The organism is Streptococcus sp. HN38 (assembly GCF_028335765.1).
GTDB lineage: Bacteria > Bacillota > Bacilli > Lactobacillales > Streptococcaceae > Streptococcus > Streptococcus suis_P.
Window position 1 is genome coordinate 536078 of sequence record NZ_CP116604.1, and the last position, 17787, is coordinate 553864.

At 39.0% G+C, this 17787-nt stretch carries 20 protein-coding genes and 2 pseudogenes; 18 read left to right on the forward strand and 4 right to left on the reverse strand.

Annotated elements, in window-relative coordinates:
• Positions 1-96 precede the first annotated feature (96 nt).
• From PHA78_RS02675 to PHA78_RS02685, 4 genes are all read left to right on the forward strand, one after another.
• Positions 97-945 carry a bifunctional methylenetetrahydrofolate dehydrogenase/methenyltetrahydrofolate cyclohydrolase gene (locus PHA78_RS02675; protein ID WP_024378968.1) on the forward strand — a complete coding sequence of 283 codons (849 nt, stop codon included), beginning with the start codon at positions 97-99 and terminating at the stop codon, positions 943-945.
• Positions 946-1185: 240 nt separating this feature from the next.
• Positions 1186-1326 carry a YSIRK-type signal peptide-containing protein gene (locus tag PHA78_RS12515; protein WP_079267544.1) on the forward strand — a complete coding sequence of 47 codons (141 nt, stop codon included), beginning with the start codon at positions 1186-1188 and terminating at the stop codon, positions 1324-1326.
• Positions 1286-1852, forward strand: a complete 567-nt coding sequence (locus PHA78_RS02680; protein ID WP_105100962.1) for a hypothetical protein — start codon at positions 1286-1288, stop codon at positions 1850-1852. Before PHA78_RS12515 ends, PHA78_RS02680 begins: the two co-directional genes overlap by 41 nt.
• Positions 1853-1905: 53 nt before the next feature.
• Positions 1906-2406 carry a hypothetical protein gene (locus PHA78_RS02685; RefSeq protein ID WP_272158421.1) on the forward strand — a complete coding sequence of 167 codons (501 nt, stop codon included), beginning with the start codon at positions 1906-1908 and terminating at the stop codon, positions 2404-2406.
• Here PHA78_RS02685 and PHA78_RS02690 read toward each other — a convergent pair.
• From PHA78_RS02690 to PHA78_RS02695, 3 genes and pseudogenes are all read right to left on the reverse strand, one after another.
• Positions 2368-3152, reverse strand: a pseudogene (locus PHA78_RS02690) (IS630 family transposase); the annotation flags it as partial. The gene PHA78_RS02685 and the pseudogene PHA78_RS02690 overlap by 39 nt on opposite strands.
• Positions 3153-3341, reverse strand: a pseudogene (locus PHA78_RS12520) (helix-turn-helix domain-containing protein); the annotation flags it as partial.
• Between the two features lie 512 nt (positions 3342-3853).
• The gene (locus PHA78_RS02695; protein ID WP_015647212.1) at positions 3854-4555 is read right to left on the reverse strand and encodes a CPBP family intramembrane glutamic endopeptidase; all 702 of its coding nucleotides are present in this window, start codon (positions 4553-4555) and stop codon (positions 3854-3856) included.
• Between the two features lie 228 nt (positions 4556-4783).
• Here PHA78_RS02695 and PHA78_RS02700 point away from each other — a divergent pair, with 228 nt between their 5' ends.
• The 3 genes from PHA78_RS02700 (at position 4784) to PHA78_RS02710 (ending at position 8081) form a co-directional block, all read left to right on the forward strand.
• Complete coding sequence (locus tag PHA78_RS02700) at positions 4784-5434, forward strand: response regulator transcription factor (protein ID WP_024376704.1); 651 nt, start codon at positions 4784-4786, stop codon at positions 5432-5434.
• 1 nt (position 5435) lies between these two features.
• Positions 5436-6806: a sensor histidine kinase gene (locus PHA78_RS02705; protein ID WP_099807211.1), complete on the forward strand. Its 1371-nt coding sequence runs from the start codon at positions 5436-5438 to the stop codon at positions 6804-6806.
• Positions 6807-7529: 723 nt separating this feature from the next.
• On the forward strand, positions 7530-8081 hold the full coding sequence (locus PHA78_RS02710) for an isoprenylcysteine carboxyl methyltransferase family protein (protein ID WP_024409755.1): 552 nt from the start codon (positions 7530-7532) through the stop codon (positions 8079-8081).
• A 208-nt stretch (positions 8082-8289) separates the two neighbouring features.
• Here PHA78_RS02710 and ypfJ read toward each other — a convergent pair whose 3' ends face one another.
• Positions 8290-9198: a KPN_02809 family neutral zinc metallopeptidase gene (ypfJ, locus tag PHA78_RS02715; RefSeq protein ID WP_099806741.1), complete on the reverse strand. Its 909-nt coding sequence runs from the start codon at positions 9196-9198 to the stop codon at positions 8290-8292.
• Between the two features lie 224 nt (positions 9199-9422).
• On the opposite strand from ypfJ, the gene xseA reads away from it, so the two are divergent.
• The 11 genes from xseA (at position 9423) to PHA78_RS02770 (ending at position 17787) form a co-directional block, all read left to right on the forward strand.
• Entirely contained in the window at positions 9423-10766 is a 1344-nt protein-coding gene (gene xseA, locus PHA78_RS02720) for an exodeoxyribonuclease VII large subunit (protein WP_099806742.1), read from the forward strand.
• On the forward strand, positions 10741-10956 hold the full coding sequence (locus PHA78_RS02725) for an exodeoxyribonuclease VII small subunit (protein ID WP_024409752.1): 216 nt from the start codon (positions 10741-10743) through the stop codon (positions 10954-10956). The genes xseA and PHA78_RS02725 overlap by 26 nt, the downstream gene beginning before the upstream one ends.
• Positions 10956-11828 (forward strand): polyprenyl synthetase family protein, encoded by an 873-nt coding sequence (locus PHA78_RS02730; RefSeq protein WP_024398994.1) that lies wholly within the window; start codon positions 10956-10958, stop codon positions 11826-11828. The genes PHA78_RS02725 and PHA78_RS02730 overlap by 1 nt, the downstream gene beginning before the upstream one ends.
• Complete coding sequence (locus PHA78_RS02735) at positions 11821-12642, forward strand: TlyA family RNA methyltransferase (protein ID WP_099806743.1); 822 nt, start codon at positions 11821-11823, stop codon at positions 12640-12642. The genes PHA78_RS02730 and PHA78_RS02735 overlap by 8 nt, the downstream gene beginning before the upstream one ends.
• Entirely contained in the window at positions 12635-13060 is a 426-nt protein-coding gene (locus tag PHA78_RS02740) for an arginine repressor (RefSeq protein ID WP_002942941.1), read from the forward strand. Before PHA78_RS02735 ends, PHA78_RS02740 begins: the two co-directional genes overlap by 8 nt.
• Positions 13061-13062: 2 nt before the next feature.
• Complete coding sequence (gene recN / locus PHA78_RS02745; protein WP_272158422.1) at positions 13063-14724, forward strand: DNA repair protein RecN; 1662 nt, start codon at positions 13063-13065, stop codon at positions 14722-14724.
• Between the two features lie 93 nt (positions 14725-14817).
• Entirely contained in the window at positions 14818-15651 is an 834-nt protein-coding gene (locus PHA78_RS02750; RefSeq protein WP_002936253.1) for a DegV family protein, read from the forward strand.
• The gene (locus PHA78_RS02755; protein WP_105150352.1) at positions 15644-16477 is read left to right on the forward strand and encodes an SGNH/GDSL hydrolase family protein; all 834 of its coding nucleotides are present in this window, start codon (positions 15644-15646) and stop codon (positions 16475-16477) included. The genes PHA78_RS02750 and PHA78_RS02755 overlap by 8 nt, the downstream gene beginning before the upstream one ends.
• On the forward strand, positions 16449-17045 hold the full coding sequence (locus PHA78_RS02760) for a YpmS family protein (protein ID WP_105150353.1): 597 nt from the start codon (positions 16449-16451) through the stop codon (positions 17043-17045). Before PHA78_RS02755 ends, PHA78_RS02760 begins: the two co-directional genes overlap by 29 nt.
• Positions 17046-17134: 89 nt before the next feature.
• Positions 17135-17410 (forward strand): HU family DNA-binding protein, encoded by a 276-nt coding sequence (locus tag PHA78_RS02765; RefSeq protein ID WP_105100958.1) that lies wholly within the window; start codon positions 17135-17137, stop codon positions 17408-17410.
• Between the two features lie 197 nt (positions 17411-17607).
• A complete protein-coding gene (locus PHA78_RS02770) occupies positions 17608-17787 on the forward strand; it encodes a hypothetical protein (protein WP_024409746.1) in 180 nt (59 codons plus the stop codon).

Genomic DNA, 17787 nt, shown 5'->3' on the forward strand with positions numbered 1-17787 from the left:
TCGGAGTTTTTTGCTAAATGCTATATTCTACTTTGGACAAGTATAGTCAGTCGGAGAATTTTAGGGTATAATAGAAAAAACAAAAGGAGTGTAGGTATGACAGTCATTGATGGGAAAGCACTAGGTATAAAAATGCAGGCTGCCTTGGCGGAGAAAACTGCTCGATTAAAAGAAGAAAAGGGGTTGGTACCAGGTCTTGTAGTTATTTTAGTTGGCGAAAATCCTGCTAGTCAGGTTTATGTACGGAATAAGGAGCGGTCAGCTCTAGCTGCTGGATTCAAGAGTGAGGTTGTTCGCGTTCCAGATACGATTTCTGAGTCAGACTTGTTGGATTTGATTGAGCGCTATAATCAGGATGATGAATGGCATGGTATTTTGGTGCAATTGCCCTTACCAGCCCATATCAGCGAGGAGAAGGTCTTGTTGGCCATTGACCCAGATAAGGATGTGGATGGTTTTCATCCGACTAACATGGGGAAATTCTGGTCAGGTCATCCTGTTATGATTCCATCTACCCCAGCAGGAATTATGGAAATGTTCAAGGAATATCAGATTGAGCTGGAAGGGAAGTCAGCTTTAGTTATTGGTCGTTCTAATATTGTTGGTAAACCGATGGCGCAGCTGTTATTGGATGCCAATGCTACTGTAACGATTGCGCATTCTCGTACCAAAAACTTGCCAGAGCTTGCTCGTCAGGCCGATATTCTTGTTGTTGCCATTGGTCGTGGTCATTTTGTGACCAAGGAATTTGTTAAACCAGGTGCCGTGGTGATTGATGTTGGTATGAATCGTGATGAAAATGGCAAGCTAATCGGTGATGTCAAATACGATGAGGTATCAGAAGTGGCGAGTTATATTACCCCAGTTCCAGGTGGTGTTGGTCCGATGACTATTACCATGTTGATGGAACAGACCTATGAAGCTTGTGTCAGAAGTGCAAAATAATTATCTGAAATATCAGCTGTGTGGTGTAGCTGGTATTTTTTATTTTGGGTGTGGGAAGACGAAATCAGAGAAGTGGTACTGGGCTTGAGCCCAGCTTTGTTTTGAGGCATATTCTTAGGAATGAGCATGGGCAGATTAGATAAAAAACAAACGAAACATAATACTATGTGAGATTGGTTTTCTATAATTAGAGTAGGCACTGTGTGTTGAGTATTAAATGATAGAAAACAAGGAGAAAAAATGAATAGACAGACTGAAATTTTTTCGTTGAGAAAGAGTAAGGTTGGATTAGATTCTGTTATGATTGCGCTTATGTGGTTTGGAACAGTTGTAAAAGTTGATGAAAGTAACTTATCGGTTAAAAGGAAAGATTTTAGATAAGTCACTGAAAAATATTTCACTAGTTGTAGTAATGAAATATTTTGATCATCAGAATCATCTATTTAAGCAAATCGTTTCGGTTGCTAGTTTAGAATTGACTCTTAAGAAGTTAGAGCAGGTAAATCCAAAGTCGAATAACTTAGATTTTAGCAATCCAAACACTGAGAAAGCAGAAAAGAAAGCACCTTCAGTTCCTGAGGTAGACAAAGAAACTGAAGCTCCTATAGAAGGTTTAAAATCAAAAGATAAGATTACCGTTACAGTTAAAGGAGGGGAAAATTCAGAAATTACGGATTTGGATTTCTATTATTATATTTATCAAGGTAATTTCCAAAGAACAATTTCTGCAGGGACAACGTTAGCAGAATTTTTGAAAGAAATTGCTATTAAAGAAGCTCCGCTTGATAATGATCGAAAACCGAATGATGTTATTCTAAAAAAAGGTTACAGGGTTTCGAAATGGGTAGATGATAAGAATAATGTAATACAATCAGATCAAATATCAAGGCGGATACGGAGGCATTAACCGATGCAAGCCTTGTGACAATAGAATCTAACCAAACGTTAGAAGAATAGCCATTGACAGTTGAAGAACAAGATATAAAAGGAGCTGAGAATGGAGAAAATCAAGCCGATAAAGTTCCAAACCAGTCTGCTAACCTAGAGGAAATCGAGAATGTCATTTCTGAGCCAAAGGCTGAAGCAACCCCAGAGCCAAAGGTTGAGGATTCAACCCTTTCTGAATTTACACCGCGTGCTGTAAGGTCAGCTGAAAATAATTTGGATATGGAATCCCTCCCTGTTACTCCAGAATTGCCGAATGAGAAACAACTGGCTTACATCCAAGATACAAACTATCCAGGCAAACCATTTCAAGTACAGCAATCCGTTTTGATAGAAGCAACTTCCGTAACCGATAAAAAAATTGAGTGGAAAGTGACTTTCAAATCTAGAGATTGGGCATTTTATGAATCAATTGGTGGATACTATTTTATCATTCCAGATGGCTTAAAACTAACTAAGTTAGTAGATCAGAGTAACACGGATATTTTCTTGAAGCTTGTTTATCACATCGTCTAGTGTTTTAAAAGCTTTATTCTTAAACCCTCTCTTTCGAATCTCAGCCCAAACTTGTTCAATTGGATTCATTTCAGGAGTATAGGGAGGAATAAACTCAAAACCAATATTATGTGGTTTCTCTAAGGTACTTGATTTATGCCAAACGGCATTGTCCATCACTAATAAAATATAATCGTCAGGATAAGCTTCAGATAGTTGTTTGAGAAAACATTCATCCAATCTGTATTACAGCCCCCAGCGATAATGAAGAAGGACTCTCCTGTATGGGCATCAACAGCACCATAGCAATAGCGATACTCACGAATATAGTGACTATGTACATGCGGTCTCACCCCTTTTGGTGCCCAGGCCTTCCCAATTTTACTGATCCGACCGAAACCCGCCTCATCTTGATACATTAGCCTGACTTTATGATAGCGACGACTATTCTTGAAGCGCTTTCCTGTTTTCGTGAATGAAGATTTTATTTTTAGACGCTAGAATCGTTTCGGCGTCTGCTTTTTAGGGTGTTCTGGTCTTGGCGTCACTTTGCGCCAACCATGGCGTTTAAGAATGGCATAGAATCCTTCCTTGGTCGTAGGGTGTCCAACCCGTTTCTGATAAGCTTCATAGAGAGAGTTTATCGTCACAAATTCGCCATTTAGTGAGGCTGTTAACTGTTCTTTTAGAAACGCTTCCTCTTCTTGAAGGGTTAAATATTGACGGTTCCGTCCACCTCGCGTTTCTCTTACTAGAGCTGAAATCCCCTCAAGTTCGTACTTGCGCTGTAAGGACCAGATTGTATACTTTGAATAGCCGATGAGGTTAGTGATTTCCTTATAGCTAAGACCTTCTGCTCTGAACAAGATAACTTGAAGTCGTCTATGAAATGGAGAATAGGTTTTATCTTTCAAATAAGTTTTTAATTCTTTCGTTTGTTCGATAGTAAGTTTCATAAATCTATTATAGGTTAGTTTTTGTTTTTTGAATAGTATTAAATCACTATAAGTCAGAAGGTGCTGGTGGGGATGAGTATAGGGCGTTTGAAAATGGAAAGGGAGAATTTGATGCGCAATGGGGTCGGTCTGCAGGGTTTATGGACAATGCTATATTTAATAAATGGAAGGAAGAAAATCGTTTCTCAAAAATTCTCTTTCGAGACTACCGCAGAGATGTACAGACCGTTACTTATAAATTAGAGTCTGTCAATCTATAGGCTGAGATGAGATATGGACATTGATTCTGAGAAGTATAGTTGGGCATAAATATAAATTTCAATAAAAATATTGATAATAAAATGTATAAAATCAACGTTCTTAGCAACACGATTTTATGCGTTTTTTGGCACTCTTTTCTCTAAATTACATAAAATAAACCACCCGTTTTCACGGGTGGTCATGACTAGTAGGTATCCACTCAGTCTTTGGTGATATGAGGATAGCTTGTGTTCAAATTATCTGTTAGATAACTAGTATAGAATATATGATAGAATAGTTAAACCGATAACATCAGCCACCGCATGTGCTAGGAAAAATGGTAATAAATTTTTAGGTTTTATTTTTTGATAAAGTAGATAGAAAATAGTTCCTAGAATTAAGCCTAAACCGAGTGCACTAATTAAACCTTGATAGGTATGGAAACTGCATCGAATAATTAATGAATATAAAAATGCCCATTTTGCATATTTAGGGTTAACCAGTAAGCACAGGTTAAGGAAGAAAATTTCTTCATAAAATCCGTTCAACAATGAGTACAAAATCAGTGATAAATCAATGTTAGGAAATAATTGAAACATGGATGGAGTGTTGGAAGCTAGAAACTGATAGGATACTAAATGATAGATATCCAAGCATAATGCAGAGAAAATGAATAAGGCAACAGCTTGTAATGGAACCCAAGGAGTAATAAAAATATGTTTTTTCCAAATTGAGAAATCAAAATTTCGGAGTAATAGATAGAAGATGGCTATTGTGAGCCAAACTAACTGTAGAGCCAAAGCCTTATAATTGTCCATTGTTGAAAATGTCAAATTTTCTTGAAGAGTTGTAGTTTGATTTTGTAAGGCTATGTATTGGAGAGTAGAGTTGATGATTCCATCTCCAAATAAAATAATTGTTAGAATGAGAATATCAAACCATTTTAATACGGTTAATTTTTTTGGACTCCACATAATGGGATAGCTCCTTTCATTTTTGTTTAGTTCAGTTTATCAAACAAATCTATATATGTCCTTGGTTTCATCTGTTTTTTATCTGTTTTAAACAGAAGAAGTCAAAAGAAAGCTGAAATAGCAGAACATGATGCTCTATTTATCTATGATAGAGTTGCACCATTGTACGAATCGGTATATAATTGTATAATAATATTTTATAATAGAACTTTACGAGGAGGTATAAAAATGTCAAGGATCTTGGTTGTCGAGGATGACATAGTTATTAGTCAAGTTGTTTGTGAGTTTTTAAAAGAATATGGTTATCAGGTAGAATCTGTTTTTGATGGAAAGGTTGCTTTAGAAAGGTTTCAAGAAGAACAATTCGATTTAATTGTTTTAGATATCATGATTCCGTCTATGACAGGTTTGGAAGTACTGAAGGAAATTCGCAAAACTTCTCAGATTCCAATTTTGATGCTGACAGCCATGGGTGACGAATATACACAGCTTATTAGTTTTAATCAGATTATAAGTGATTATGTTGTTAAACCATTTTCACCAACTATATTGGTAAAACGGATTGAGAATATTTTGAGAGGAAAAGGAGATACAGATAGCATTGAGATAGGAACAATTCTTATTCAACCAACTAGTGGGGCAGTTTATATGGAAGAAGAAGAAGTTCAATTAACAAAAAAAGAATATGAAGTTTTACTATATTTAGCTAAACGACGTGGGAAAATTGTTAGTCGTGATAACTTGATGATGGGAATATGGGGATATACGGAATTGGATAGTCGTGTCTTAGATAATCATATCAAGAATATACGTAAAAAATTGCCGTCACTTCCTTTGAAGACAGTTGTTGGTCGTGGTTATCAAATAGAGGATACTTGATATGGGGATTGCTAGAAAAAATTTCATAGTTGTTGCTGTGATGATTTCTTTCATCTCTGTAACATTGTTAGGGTTATTGTATTATGCTATGCCTATATATTATAATCAGGTTAAGAAACAGGAATTGAGACATGATTATATGACTGTGGCTAAACAATTGGATGGGATGCCAGAAGCTAAGATTATATCTGAGATTGATGATTACGACAGAAAAACTCCGAAGATTATTATTAGTCTTTTTTCGAGTGATAGAGAAATTATTTATCCAGACCCCAATGATGAAATGGCCAAAAAGTATGAGAAAGAGTATTTAGAAAATGGAGATTTTGATGAAATTGGTTCTGGGGGCGTCGAGATAACATCGGCAGAAGGAGTTACATATTATCTGTTATTTAATTATGGATTCCACTCATTATCGGATGTCAGTCAAACATTGGTAACTTTTTATCCATTCATATTGCTGTTGATTATTGTTCTGGCAGTTTCGGTAGCTTTTGTTTACAGTAGGCTGTCCACTCGTAGAATAGCAAGAATTTCAGAAACAACAAGACGGATGCAATCGTTAGAGTCTGGAATCAGTTGTGCTGTTGTAGGAACAGATGAAATAACAGCATTGGCTCAGGATATTAACAGCCTGTATAGCAAGTTATTGTCAAGTATCGATGAATTAAGAACGGAAAATGAACGTGCTATGGCACGTGAGAAGGAGAAGTCTGATTTCCTCCGTATCACATCACACGAATTAAAAACTCCAATAGCTAGTATGTTGGGGTTAGTCGAAGGCATGATTTATAATGTGGGGCCATTTAAGGACCATGATACATATTTAAAAAAATGCAAGGAAATCTTGCAGGAACAATCTGAGCTAGTTCATTCTATTTTAGAAGCTACAAATCTTGATATGGCTTTAAAGGAAAGCAGAGAACAAATCCGATTAGATCAGTTGATTGATTCCTCTTTAACAAGTTATCAGAGTTTGGCAGAGGTTAAGGGATATCAATTTGAAGTAGAACTATCACCGGTTCTCATTGAAGGAAATCCTGATTATTTCTTAAAAGCTATTAAGAATATTTTAGATAATGCCTTTCGGTACTCATGTAAAGAAGCTACTATTCGTGTAGTACTGCGCCAAAATCAATTAATAATCGAAAATCAGGTTGAACGTGTTTTAAGTGACGAGGAATTGGATCAAGTCTTTCGTCCATTCTATCGTCCAGACTACAGCCGTGATAAGAAAGATGGTGGTACAGGGATTGGTTTGTTTATTGTACAGAAAATATTAGAAAAACACGGCTTTCCGTACACTTTTTATGCTTCTGATACACAAACTATGCGTTTTATGATTCATTTGCAATCTAATGAATTGATATAGGTAAAATTATAATATAGACATTTAGTTTTTCTTTTATTACTTCGACGTAAGAAGGCTGGGCAAAAAGTCCAGCGCCACTTCTCAGGGTTTGTGTCAACATCTCAGCGCAGTGGTTGATTGGCAGATTTGTTCGTGTTTTACACTCCAAATCTGACCATTACGACTGATGCGAACAGAGTTCGCTTCATTTCCAACCTCCAACAGTCACTACTCTGACTGTTGGAGCTATGCGGGGGTGGGAGTGAAACAGTCTGGGAATAGACTGTTTCAGCTCAACAACTAGAAATAAAGACTTGTTGACGAACTCTTCTATGGATGGTCGAGTTCTTTCCCACTCCCTATTTCCAACTTCAAACACTCCACTGGATTGTTTGAACTCGCTTTGCTGTACTCTGCAGGGGTGACTTGCTCCGCAAGTGCTATCTCCAACCTTGCACAGTCACTCGACTGTACAAGCTGTCTGCAGCTATTGAAGCGAACTTGCTTCGCCCTATCTCCAACCTCCAAAGGTTCCCCAAACCTTTGGAGCGAGTACTAAAAGTAAACTAAAAGACTATAAAAGAGACATGATTTCATCCATTTTTGAAAACAGGTCTCTTTTATTGTAGTCTCAAATGGAAAAATGGAAAATAGGAAAAAAACAGGAGAGGAATAGAATAGCGACAGTCTAACCTTGTATAATGAATGTGTTTGATAAAATCTATTAAAATACAGGAGGGATTTATGGTTGTTTTTTTGGTTATTTGTATTTTTTTGGTGAGAATCTATTTTTTGAAGATTTCCATTAAAAACGAAAAACGGATTTTGAAAAACGGCGGTTCAGAATTTGGTGTTCAAAATACTAAATTATTAACAGTTGTACATATTCTATTTTATTTATCATGTTTGGTTGAGACAGTAGTGCGACACGCCAAGTTTGATACGCTTAGTAGCTTAGGTTTGATATTCTTGCTGTTTTCAATGGGAATGTTATTTTGGGTAACACGATTGTTAGGTGATATTTGGACAGTTAAGCTCATGTTGGTAAAAGATCATCGTTTTGTTGATCATTGGTTGTTTCGTGTTGTAAAGCATCCTAACTATTTCCTAAATATTATACCAGAATTAATCGGTTTAGCTTTATTGTGTCATGCAACATATAGTTTTCTCATCTTATTTCCAGTCTACATGGTTATCTTATACAGACGTATTCACGAGGAAAATAACTTGTTGAAAACAGTGATTATTCCAAACGGAACTGTGCAGTCTGCAGCAGAGATAACTGGAAATAATTAAAGTTTGCTAAATAATAATTGTGATATTGTTTGAAACTAGGATACCGCTCTAATTAGAGTTGATGAGTAAGTTTACATGATTCAGTTTTCATATTTAAAAGTGGTATCGTATGTGTAAATTGGCTTCTGTCAGTTGTATATTATAAAGAAACTCTTGCAAAAGTGTATGTTGCAAGAGTTTCTTTATTGCTACGAGAGGCTATGGATGTTTACGGTTTCTCTACGGAGAATGTATCGGCGTGAGCAAGGTCACCATAGGTATAACCAAGATTAAACCATTTTTTCCTTTGCTCAGAAGTACCGTGGGTAAAACTGTCTGGAACAGTACGGCCGTAGGCTTCCTGCTGAAGAGTATCGTCACCAACTGCATGGGCAGCATTCATGGCTTCGTCAATATCACCAGCATCCAAGATGCCTTGTCCATCAACATATTTGGCCCAGGCTCCTGCATAATAGTCAGCTTGCAATTCTAAGCGAACATTTAGCGCATTGCCTTCCTTATCGGATAGTTGAGCCCATTTTTGATGGTAGGCCCCAAGAACTTCTAATTCATTTTGAACATGGTGACCAACTTCATGAGCGATGACATAAGCCATGGCAAAGTCACCAGCAGCCTTATACTTGCTAGACAATTCTTGATAGAAAGAAGTATCAATATAAATCTTGCGGTCAGCAGAGCAATAGAATGGACCGGCTTGGGCGGAACCAACTCCACATCCGGTTTGGGTCTGGTTAGTATAGAAAACCATAGTCGGTGCATTGTAGGTTAAACCGTTGGCTTTAAATTCTTGGACCCAAAAATCTTCTGTCGATCCTAAAACCTTACTCATGAATTCAGCATCTGCATCAGACACATCTGTACCAGTCGTTGTGACTTGACTCGATTGGTAAGGATTAGTCCCTGTTGATGGGGAAAGCAGCCCACCAAGGTTTGACATGCCTCCGAAGGCTAATAAAAGGACAAGAACAAGTAGTTTTCCTTTCCAACCAAGTCGTGAAAAGATTAGTCCCAATAGAACATTTCCGCCAGATGAACCAGACGAGAAAGAAGAGTTAGAACTGGATTGTCCCCTGCGGTCCTCAATGTTAGAACTTTTTCGTAAATCATCAATTTTCATATAAATTTCCTTAGAACCTGCATAATGATTCTTAGAACCCATATTCACAAGTAAAGTGTTTTTACGCATTGGACTGTGAATCCAGGTTTTTATATTCTCACAAACTATTATATAGCAAATTGTTGAAAAAAACACAGGAAAGCTATCGGAAATAATAGGCCTAGTTCTGTATAAAAGTACAAAATTTGGTATAATAGTAGGGATACAATATAGAAGGAGTGGACATGGTTGAATATTTATCGGTTAGTCATCTAACTAAGTATTTAAAATTAAAGTTTGACCGCGATCCGTATTTGGAGAAGGTGTATTTGACAGGTCAAGTGTCCAACTTCCGTAAACGCCCTAGCCATCAATATTTTTCGCTCAAGGATGACAAGGCAGTCATCCAAGTGACCATGTGGGCAGGCGTCTATAAGAATCTGGGCTTTGAGCTTGAAGAGGGAATGAAAATCAATGTCATTGGGCGCATTCAGCTCTATGAACCAAACGGTTCTTATTCCATTGTCATTGAAAAAGCTGAGCCAGATGGTATTGGAGCCTTGGCAATCAAGTTTGAACAGCTCAAACAAGCTCTGACCCAGGAAGGACTGTTTAAACAAGAATTCAAGCAAGCCTTGCCACGGTTTACCAAGAAAATCGGTGTCATTACCAGTCCGAGTGGAGCTGTTATTCAGGATATTATTACAACCGTTAGCCGACGTTTTCCAGGCGTAGAGATAGTTCTCTATCCGACCAAGGTGCAAGGAGATGGTGCTGCTCAGGAGGTTGTTGCCAATATCCAAAGAGCCAATGAACGGGATGACTTGGATGTTCTGATTGTTGGTCGTGGTGGTGGTTCTATCGAAGACCTTTGGGCTTTCAATGAAGAAATAGTGGTTCGGGCTATTTTTGAATCCCGTATTCCAATCATTTCCAGTGTGGGTCACGAAACGGATACGACTCTGGCTGATTTTGTAGCAGATAAACGAGCTGCTACCCCAACAGCTGCTGCAGAATTAGCAACACCTGTGACCAAGGCAGACTTACTGGGCTACCTCAATCAGCAGGAAAATAGAGCCTATCAGGCTATGACCAATCGTTTGAAATTCCTAAGAGGTCAGCTTGAGAAAATTAGCCAGTCAGTCATGTTCCGCCAGCCTGAACGCTTGTATGATGGTTATTTACAAAAATTAGACCGCTTGACCAATCAATTGCAGACACGGATGAAAGAACTCTACAGCCAGCAGAAACAGGCTAGTCTCTTACTACAGCAACGATTACAAGGTGTGCATCCAGGTCGTAAAGTAGAGAGTTTCCAAGAGAGAATTATCCAGCAGGAACGACTCTTGAAGAGCAATATGGCTAATATCTATGACAATAAGATGGCCAAGGCGGACAAGCTGATTGAGGCCTTGACTATGCTGGATACCAGTCGGATCGTGGCCCGTGGTTATGCCATGCTTTTACAAGATGGTCGAGTTCTAGACAGTGTGGAAACAATACAAAAGGGAGAACACCTGACCATTCAGATGAGGGATGGTCAACTTGATGTGGAGGTAAATCATGTCCAAAAAGACAAAAACATTTGAAGAAAATTTAGCTGAATTAGAAGGAATCGTAACCAAATTGGAGCGTGGGGATGTAGCCTTGGAAGAGGCACTTGCCGAGTTTCAAAAAGGTATGGTTTTATCTAAGGATTTACAAAAGACACTTGCTGAAGCTGAAAAGACCTTGGTCAAGGTCATGCAGGCGGATGGCAGTGAAGCGGAGATGGATTAATGGTTGATGTGAAACGGATTGATCAGGAAATTCGCGATTTTTATTACAACCGTGGAACAATTGTTTCGGAAGAATTAATTGATGCGATTTTGTATTCGATTGATGGTGGTGGAAAGCGGATTCGACCGGTCTTATTGCTTCAAATCGTGGAAGGATTTGGGGTCGAATTACAGCAAGCCCACTACCAAGTGGCCGCTGCCTTAGAGATGATTCATACGGGAAGCCTGATTCACGATGATCTTCCTGCCATGGATGATGATGATTACCGTAGAGGTCGACTCACCAATCATAAGAAATTTGACGAAGCGACAGCTATTTTAGCAGGCGATAGCCTCTTTTTGGACGCTTTTGGCCTCCTGTCTCTGGCTGATTTGCCAAACCAGGTTTTACTTGAATTGGTACAGCTTATGTCATTAGCATCTGGAACCTTTGGGATGGTCGGTGGTCAAATGCTGGACATGCTAGGTGAAGGAAAAAAATTGGAAATTTTTGACCTGATAAATATCCATAGCAACAAGACAGGTCGATTATTGACATTCCCATTTCATGCAGCAGGGATTATTACGCAACAGCCTAGTTCCGTTGTCGGTTCCTTGTGGCAAGCTGGGATGTTGATTGGTCATGCCTTCCAGGTTCGAGATGATATTTTAGATGTAACGGCAGATTTTGATGAATTGGGGAAAACGCCTCGGAAAGATTTGGCGGCTGAAAAAGCAACATATCCAAGCTTGTTAGGGTTAGAAGAGTCCAAATTCATTGTTCAGGATTCATTGAATAAGGCCGTGGCCATTTTTAAGGAATTAGAAGAACACAATGGCTTTAAGGGGCAAGAAGTGTATCAATTGATAGAAAGTTTACGAATCAATGGCTAAGGAAAGAGTAGATGTACTAGCTTTTAAACAGGGGCTTTTTGAGACGCGGGAGCAGGCCAAACGCGGTGTTATGGCTGGCTTAGTTGTATCCGTCATCAATGGCGAACGCTATGATAAACCTGGTGAGAAGATTGACGAGGGAATTGAACTCAAGCTCAAGGGGGAAAAACTCAAGTATGTCAGCCGTGGTGGTCTCAAATTGGAGAAAGCCTTGCAGGTTTTCCACTTATCAGTTGAGGGTCAAACAACGATTGATATTGGGGCTTCGACAGGCGGATTTACGGATGTTATGTTGCAGGCTGGTGCCAAGCAGGTCTATGCTGTGGATGTAGGGACCAATCAATTGGCTTGGAAATTACGTCAGGATGAGCGTGTGATCAGCATGGAACAGTACAATTTCCGCTATGCTGAGTTGGGAGATTTCGAACTTGGTCAACCAAGTTTTGCGTCCATTGACGTCAGCTTTATTTCACTGAGTCTGATTTTACCAGCTCTCCATCGTATATTAGTGGATGGTGGCCAGGTTGTTGCTCTTGTCAAACCCCAATTCGAGGCTGGACGTGAACAGATTGGGAAAAATGGCATTGTCAAGGATAAATCCGTTCACTTGAAAGTCTTGGAAGATGTGACAAAAATGGCCGTGGAAACAGGCTTTTCAGTCAAAGCCCTTAGCTTTTCCCCTGTTCAAGGCGGTCATGGCAATATCGAATTTTTAGCGCACTTAGAAAAATCAACACAACCAAACCAGATTGATAAAGAGGTCATAACAACTACAGTCTATCAAGCACATGAGGAATTTAAAAAGGATGAATAAACGAGAACGATTAGAAGTCATTAAAGATTTGGTAGTCCGATTTCCTATTGATACACAGGAAGAAATTGTTGAACGTCTAGAAGCAATGGGTGTCAATGCGACACAAGCAACGGTTTCACGTGATATCAAGGAACTTGGCATTATTAAGGTTCCATCAGCGGATAAGGGATATATTTATGGTTTACCAAAGGCAGGTCTTGTTAAGGTGAAATCGCAGAATGTTTTTGAAGTCTCAGTGATGGATAAAATGATTAATCTCCGTCTGGTACCTGGAAGCTCTGCTGTGGTCAAACGCCGGATTTTGGAACAATTTCAAGAACATGTTTTTTCAGTGATTGCTGATGATGACAGTATTCTGCTCATTGTTACAAACGAAGGCATTATTTCGCAAATCGAACAGACGGTTAGAGGGTGGTAGCCATGTTACTAGAAGTGTCCATTAAAAACTTCGCCATTATTGAGCAGGTATCACTGAATTTTGAAAACGGGATGACCATCCTATCTGGTGAAACAGGTGCAGGTAAATCCATTATCATCGACGCCATGAACCTGATGCTAGGGGCGCGTGCGACGACAGATGTTATCAGACATGGGGCCGCCAAAGCTGAGATTGAAGGGCTCTTTTCCTTTGAAAATAGCAGAGCTCTCGAGCAGATTTTGCTTGAACAGGGGATTGAAGTAGCTGACGAGCTCATTATCCGTCGTGAAATCCTACAAAATGGCCGTTCGGTCAGTCGTGTCAATGGGCAAATGGTCAATTTATCTGTCTTGAAACAGATTGGGCAATATTTAGTAGATATTCATGGTCAACATGACCAGGAAGAATTGATGAAATCCCAGCACCATATCCGTCTTTTGGACAGTTTCGGAGAAGATGGATTTTGGAGTCTTAAAGACCGTTATCAGACAACCTTTGATGCTTATCGTAGTCTTCGCAAACGAGTTCTTGAAAAGCAAAAAAATGAGCAAGAACACAAGGCGCGGATTGAGATGTTGGAATACCAAATTGCTGAAATCGAAGCAGTGGATTTGAAGTCTGGCGAAGATATTCAACTCAATCAGGAACGCGATAAACTGCTCAACCACAAACAAATTGCAGATACACTGACCAATGCCTATGCACTGTTAGACAATGAAGATTTTTCAAGCTTGAACAACCTACGCTCAGCAATGAGTGACTTGCAAAGTCTGGAAGAATTTGACCCAGACTACAAACAGCTCTCTTCTAGCCTGACAGAAGCTTATTATGTCGTTGAAGATGTGACCAAGCGTCTCAGCGATGTGGTCGATAATCTAGATTTTGACGGCAATCGTCTCATGCAATTGGAAAGTCGTCTGGATTTGCTCAATACCATTACGAAGAAATATGGCGGAACTGTCGATGATGTTTTGGACTATTTTAGTAAAATCAGCGAAGAATACAATCTATTGACAGGCAATGATTTATCTGGTGATGATTTGGAAGTTCAGCTTAAGAACTTAGAGAAAGAATTGGTTGAACGAGCAGGTCAGCTCAGCCAATCACGCCATGAATTGGCTCTTGTTTTAGAAGATATTATTCGTCAAGAATTGCAAGACTTATATATGGAGAAAGCTCGTTTCCAAGTTCGATTTACCAAAGGAAAATTTAATCGAGAAGGAAATGAAACGGTAGAATTTTACATCTCCACCAACCCAGGCGAAGACTTCAAGCCTCTGGTTAAGGTGGCTTCTGGAGGAGAATTGTCTCGCTTGATGTTGGCCATTAAGTCAGCCTTTGCCCGTAAAGAAGGTAAAACTTCTATTGTCTTTGATGAGGTGGATACAGGGGTGTCTGGACGTGTGGCCCAGGCAATTGCCCAGAAAATTTATAAAATCGGACAATATGGTCAAGTATTGGCGATTTCTCATCTACCACAAGTCATTGCTATTGCAGATTATCAGTTCTTTATTGAGAAAATATCCGACGACCATTCGACTGTTTCTCGTGTCCGTCTCTTGACCAAAGAAGAGCGTATTGAGGAAATTGCCAAGATGTTAGCAGGTGACAAAATCACAGATGCAGCTCGTAATCAAGCAAAAGAATTAGTAGAAAAAGGTTAGGCGACTAGCCTTTTTGCTTATGTCCAAAGTTTATTTTTTAGTTAAAATTTGTTATAATAGATGGCAAAATTGAAGAGAATTGTAGGATGAAATATGTCAAAGATTAAGATTGTTACGGATTCAAGTACGACTATCGAACCCAGTTTGGTCGAAGAATTGAATATAACAGTTGTTCCATTATCTGTAATGGTTGACGGAGTCGTATACTCTGACAACGATTTAAAAGAAGGAGAATTCTTAGAGCTCATGCGTGGGTCGAAAAACTTGCCAAAAACAAGCCAGCCCCCAGTAGGACTCTTTGCGGAAACTTTTGCTGATTTGGCTAAAGATGGCAGTCAGATTATTGCCATTCTCTTGTCGCATGCCTTGTCAGGGACAGTAGAAGCTGCTAGACAAGGAGCAACCCTTTCTGGTGCTGATGTGACAATACTCGATTCAAGCTTTACAGATCAGGCTGAAAAATTCCAAGTTGTAGAAGCAGCACGCATGGCACAAGCTGGTGCCAGCAAAGAAGAAATCCTTGCAGCTATTGAAACAGTCAAAGAAAAAACGGAATTATACATCGGTGTATCAACCCTAGAAAATCTAGTCAAGGGTGGTCGTATTGGACGTGTTCAAGGGATGCTGAGTAGCCTACTCAATATCCGTGTCATCATGGAAATGAAAGACCATCAGCTGACTCCGATTGTCAAAGGACGAGGTAATAAGACCTTTAAAAAATGGCTGGAAGAGTTCACGGCAACTCTAGCAGATAAAAAAGTAGCCGAGATTGGTATTTCCTATTCAGGAACGGCTGATTTTGCAAATGAAATGAAGAGTCAATTACAAGAGTACGTCTCAAAAGAAATTTCTGTCTTAGAGACAGGTTCCATCATTCAAACTCATACTGGTGAGGATGCCTGGGCTATTTTGATTCGTTATGAATAACAGGAAGTTGATTCAAGGCTTTGTTTTCTTTTTTCTGGCAATTCTAGGGTCGATTTTTCTATTTCATCTGCTCATTCCTGTTGCCTCATCTCGAATCTCCAGGCAAGAGCTTACCGTATCAGAAAAAATCAGTTTTCGATATGTGGCACTTGGTGATTCTTTGACAGAAGGTGTTGGAGATACAACTGGACAGGGGGGCTTTGTTCCCTTGTTGGCTCAATCTCTAACTAACGATTATGGTTATGAAGTAGATTATAAAAATTTCGGAGTTTCTGGGAATACCAGTAATCAGATTCTTAAGCGAATGAAGGAAGATGGCGAGCTGATAAGTTACTTAAAAACAGCAGATCTGTTAACTCTGACAGTTGGTGGCAACGATTTGCGCAAGGCTATTATTAAAAACATTGCCAATCTCAAAGTTTCAACTTTTGATAAGCCCGCAAAAGATTACGGAAAACGATTGGATACAATTATTAAGACAGCGCGTAAGAATAATCCAAATCTTCCCATCTATGTTGTCGGGATCTACAATCCACTCTACCTCAATTTTCCTGAATTGACAGAAATGCAGACAATTGTTGATAATTGGAATACGATGACAGAACAGATAACTGAAAAATATCAACATGTCTACTTTGTTCCGATTAATGATTTGCTCTATAAAGGATTGGAAGGGGAGGCTGGTATTAGTCAAAATAGTAGCCAAGTTACCAATAATTTACTGTATGAGGAAGACAGTTTCCATCCCAATAATACTGGATATGAGATTATGAAAAAAGCGATATTGGAGAGAATGAATGAGACCACGGAAAGCTGGGAACCTTAATATTTGGAAATGGCTATTTTTAGCCCAGTTGGCTTTATTGATTGGTTGCGGAATAGTCCTCTATACACGGATTCAAACAGATAGAGAGGATTTAACAAAGCTCGTTCAGACTAGTACAGAAGATACCAAGGTTGGGACCTTCTCCACTAATAGGGAACAGCTCAACCAAACCATCACTAACTATCTAAAAGAGTATCAGACGGAAGAGTTTTCCTATCAATTATTCATAACGAGTCAACAAGTAGTTTTTGAAGGCAACTATCAGGTTTTTGGTGTGACTATCCCACTCTACATTTATTTTCAACCTAGCAAAATGGAAGATGGCAGTATTTTGTTACGGATAACAGAAATATCAGTTGGAAGTTTATCCTTGCCGAAAACAGAGGTATTAGCTTATTTACAAAAAAATTATAAACTACCTGCCTTTGTAAAAATAGACTCCGAACAAGCGCAAGTACAGGTTCAACTGACAGAACTGAAGAACAAATTTGGTCTGTATGGAAAGGCGAATACGATTGATTTGTACAACGACCAATTCATTGTTGATATCTACAGAAAAAGACAGTGAAATAGCATTAAAAACTTGACCAAACGCCTAAAATTAGGTACTATATAGGAGTGAGTAATAACTCAGAAAATTATTGGAGGACTTAGCAAATGGCTAATAAACAAGATTTGATTGCAAAAGTTGCAGAAGCGACTTCATTGACTAAAAAAGACTCAGCAGCAGCTGTTGAAGCAGTATTCGGAGCAGTAGCAGACTACCTTGCAGCTGGTGAAAAAGTACAATTGATCGGTTTCGGTAACTTTGAAGTTCGTGAGCGTTCAGCACGTACAGGTCGCAACCCTCAAACAGGTGAAGAAATCAAAATCGCAGCATCAAAAGTTCCAGCATTCAAAGCTGGTAAAGCTCTCAAGGACGCTGTAAAATAATAAAAAGGTCCAGTGGACCTTTTTATCTTTTGCTTGAAAACGGGAGAGCAAAACTGGGGATAGACTGTTTTATCCCTCGCTTAAAAACAAAAGAGCGAGGCTAAGCATCAAAAAGCCTAGTGTATCAACGTTTCTACGTCGTGCAGTAGGCTTTTTTCTTGTTTAAGCGGCAAAAAAGGGGCAAAACTTTATACTCAATGAAAATCAAAAGTAGCCTAGGAAACGAAGCCGAAGATAGAACTGGAGTTTATCAAGGCAAGTTGACAACGGATAATTTTGATTTTCGAAGAGTATTAGTAATTTTCTACACTACACATTCTCGTTTTAAGACAACAAAAAACCAGCCTTGGGCAGCTGATTTTTTAGGAGATTTATGA

Coding starts and splice junctions, on each gene's coding strand:
- PHA78_RS02675 (WP_024378968.1), top strand. CDS start 97: ATGACAGTCATTGATGGGAAAGCACTAGGTATAAAAATGCAGGCTGCC.
- PHA78_RS12515 (WP_079267544.1), top strand. CDS start 1,186: ATGAATAGACAGACTGAAATTTTTTCGTTGAGAAAGAGTAAGGTTGGA.
- PHA78_RS02680 (WP_105100962.1), top strand. CDS start 1,286: ATGAAAGTAACTTATCGGTTAAAAGGAAAGATTTTAGATAAGTCACTG.
- PHA78_RS02695 (WP_015647212.1), bottom strand. CDS start 4,555: ATGTGGAGTCCAAAAAAATTAACCGTATTAAAATGGTTTGATATTCTC.
- PHA78_RS02700 (WP_024376704.1), top strand. CDS start 4,784: ATGTCAAGGATCTTGGTTGTCGAGGATGACATAGTTATTAGTCAAGTT.
- PHA78_RS02705 (WP_099807211.1), top strand. CDS start 5,436: ATGGGGATTGCTAGAAAAAATTTCATAGTTGTTGCTGTGATGATTTCT.
- PHA78_RS02710 (WP_024409755.1), top strand. CDS start 7,530: ATGGTTGTTTTTTTGGTTATTTGTATTTTTTTGGTGAGAATCTATTTT.
- ypfJ (WP_099806741.1), bottom strand. CDS start 9,198: ATGAAAATTGATGATTTACGAAAAAGTTCTAACATTGAGGACCGCAGG.
- xseA (WP_099806742.1), top strand. CDS start 9,423: ATGGTTGAATATTTATCGGTTAGTCATCTAACTAAGTATTTAAAATTA.
- PHA78_RS02725 (WP_024409752.1), top strand. CDS start 10,741: ATGTCCAAAAAGACAAAAACATTTGAAGAAAATTTAGCTGAATTAGAA.
- PHA78_RS02730 (WP_024398994.1), top strand. CDS start 10,956: ATGGTTGATGTGAAACGGATTGATCAGGAAATTCGCGATTTTTATTAC.
- PHA78_RS02735 (WP_099806743.1), top strand. CDS start 11,821: ATGGCTAAGGAAAGAGTAGATGTACTAGCTTTTAAACAGGGGCTTTTT.
- PHA78_RS02740 (WP_002942941.1), top strand. CDS start 12,635: ATGAATAAACGAGAACGATTAGAAGTCATTAAAGATTTGGTAGTCCGA.
- recN (WP_272158422.1), top strand. CDS start 13,063: ATGTTACTAGAAGTGTCCATTAAAAACTTCGCCATTATTGAGCAGGTA.
- PHA78_RS02750 (WP_002936253.1), top strand. CDS start 14,818: ATGTCAAAGATTAAGATTGTTACGGATTCAAGTACGACTATCGAACCC.
- PHA78_RS02755 (WP_105150352.1), top strand. CDS start 15,644: ATGAATAACAGGAAGTTGATTCAAGGCTTTGTTTTCTTTTTTCTGGCA.
- PHA78_RS02760 (WP_105150353.1), top strand. CDS start 16,449: ATGAGACCACGGAAAGCTGGGAACCTTAATATTTGGAAATGGCTATTT.
- PHA78_RS02765 (WP_105100958.1), top strand. CDS start 17,135: ATGGCTAATAAACAAGATTTGATTGCAAAAGTTGCAGAAGCGACTTCA.
- PHA78_RS02770 (WP_024409746.1), top strand. CDS start 17,608: ATGAAAATCAAAAGTAGCCTAGGAAACGAAGCCGAAGATAGAACTGGA.